This is a genomic window from Deltaproteobacteria bacterium, assembly GCA_005879535.1.
In the GTDB taxonomy this organism is placed as follows: Bacteria; Myxococcota; Myxococcia; order Myxococcales; family 40CM-4-68-19; genus 40CM-4-68-19.
Map to the genome: position 1 here is coordinate 1 of VBKI01000038.1, position 2273 is coordinate 2273.

Consider the following 2273-nt stretch of genomic DNA (forward strand, 5'->3'; position numbering starts at 1 on the left):
CTCGTGATGCCGGGCCTGACCGCGTGGCAGGGGCTGTTCGAGCACGGCCGCCTTCACGCGGGGCAGAGAGTCCTCGTGCACGGTGGCGCCGGCGTAGTCGGTTCGATGGCGAGCCAGCTCGCACGTGAGGCCGGCGCGTACGTCATCGGCACCGGGCGCGCTGGCGGCCGTCAGACGGCTCTCGACTTCGGCGCACAGGAGTTCGTCGATCTCGATAACGACGGCTTGGAAGACGTCGGCGAAGTCGATCTGGTTTTCGATGTCATCGGCGGCGACATCGGGAAGCGGTCTGCAGGCCTGATTCGCGCCGGAGGAACGCTGGTGACCGTCACCGGCCCGACCGAGGCGCGGCCCTCTGGCGGCCGGACTATCGACTTCGTCGTCGTACCCGATCGCGCCCAATTGAGTGAGCTCGTCCAGCGGGTCCGAGTTGGTCGGCTGCGGACAAACATCGGCAATGTGGCTGCCCTCGACGATGCGGTTGCCGCCTTCAACCGGACCGAGCGGATCAAGGGAAAGACGATCATTCGCGTTCATCCGTGAGGACTCGGGGATTGCCTAACGCCCACGAAGGTGAAATTCACGCACCGCCTCATCAACGCGTGGTCTGAGTTGCCGGCATCGCCGCGAGGAAGCGACGCCGCGCGGTCTCCGTTTGGCGAACGTAGGGGACCCGTGTCGAATGCGGCGCTTGCGGCGGCCCGCTTCAGCACGGGCGCAGCACGAGCATGACTCGCCGTGTACGTCGGTACGTCGGCCTGACAAAAACGCGCGGCGACCCGGCTCACGGTGTCGAATCGCACGATCGACTTCGAAGTCCCAGTGCGCGGGAGCAACGGAACAGTCGTGGACAACGCCTTCTGAGGATCCCGGATCCCGCGCCTGGCGTCGGGTCGCCCAAATGGCGCATGGGCATATTTGAGCTGATGGTGCGAGATCGGCTAGTCACGTTTCCTGCCGGTGAGCTTCTCATCGCTCGGGAAAGGCCTCCAGTTACCGCGGTTGCAATCGCACCATTGGGCGGCGCTTCCGTTCGCCGAATGCCTTTCCTAGCCACCGTTCTTGGAGACAGTTTGGAGACGCCCGCTGAGGGTCACCAAACACTCGTGAGATCCTGGTCGAGGGTGTAGTCGGTGTGGGTGGCCCGAGGTTGGCCCACGTCTGGTGGCGTGTAGTCCTTTTCCCGGTCCGCCGAGGTGTAGGCGAATAGGTGAGCAGGACGCCCGGGCGGCGTAACCGAGATCACGTTGCCATTTGGATCGTAGCCGCTCGCGATCACGTTCAAGTCAGGAAGGGTCTGGTTCGTGGGTCTTCCCGCCAGGTCGTAATCGAAGGAAGTCGTGTGCTGCAGCGGGTCGAGGATGCTCCCGAGGAAACCATCGGAACGGTAGGCGAGCGTTGTCACGCGTGCGCCCTGGGTCATCGTGTCGTTGCGCCCGCGCGTGTCATAGTGGAGCTGCATCGGCGCTGACTACAAGCCGCGGCACGAACACCTTTGGCTACAACGCTACCACCGGACGGCTGACGAGCATCACGACGTTCGACGGTGTTGGCTTCACCTACGGTTATGATGGCTCCTTACTCAAGGACATCACCTGGAGCGGACCAATTTCCGGCAACGTGCAAACAACGTACGATTCGAGTTTCAGGCGCTCTAGCGAGAGCGTTACCGGAGGGCAGACGATCAANGGCTTCGTGACCAGCACCACGCTGGGAGCGATCAGCGAGTCGCGCACTTACGACGCCTATGGCGCGGAGAAGACGCATACGGTGGCTGCGAACGGCACGTCGCTCTTTTCCGTCGACTACGGCATCCGCGACGCGTTAGGTCGCATCATCAGTAAGACGGAGACGATCCAAGGGACAACGCACGTGTACGGCTACAGCTACGACGTGAGGGGGCGGCTGACCGATATAACGACTGACGGTGTCGCGACCTCGCATTACGAATACGATGTGAACGGGAACCGGCTCGTCGGACCGGGCCTGACCGCTTCGCCCATCTATGATGTACAGGACCGGCTCTTGAGCTACGGAACCTGCGCGTACACGTACAAGTCTGACGGATCTGTGCAGACGAAGACCTGCGCCGACGGTACGACGACATACGACTACGATGCGTTCGGAAACCTGCGCGGGGTAACACTCCCAAACGGAAACGCCGTAGCGTACATCATCGACGGGAGCCACCGGCGGGTCGGGAAGAAGGTCAACGGGGCACTGGTCGAAAGCTTCCTCTACGAGGACGATCTGAACCGGGTTGCCTGGTATGA

2 protein-coding genes and 1 pseudogene are annotated in these 2273 nt (G+C 62.6%); 2 read left to right on the forward strand and 1 reads right to left on the reverse strand.

Annotated features, from left to right (window positions below; genetic code table 11):
• A partial coding sequence (locus E6J58_02520; protein TMB41748.1) for a zinc-binding dehydrogenase occupies nucleotides 1-543 on the forward strand: 543 nt, incomplete at its 5' end.
• 550 nt (nucleotides 544-1093) lie between these two features.
• On the opposite strand, the gene E6J58_02525 is transcribed toward E6J58_02520, so the two are convergent.
• Entirely contained in the window at nucleotides 1094-1462 is a 369-nt protein-coding gene (locus E6J58_02525) for a hypothetical protein (protein TMB41749.1), read from the reverse strand.
• Here E6J58_02525 and E6J58_02530 point away from each other — a divergent pair.
• Nucleotides 1255-1923 (forward strand): annotated as a pseudogene (locus E6J58_02530) (hypothetical protein). The gene E6J58_02525 and the pseudogene E6J58_02530 overlap by 208 nt on opposite strands.
• Nucleotides 1924-2273: the final 350 nt, after the last annotated feature.

What these genes read in the sequence shown, in the direction of transcription:
- E6J58_02525 (TMB41749.1), bottom strand. Translation starts at nt 1,462, where the DNA reads ATGCAGCTCCACTATGACACGCGCGGGCGCAACGACACGATGACCCAG.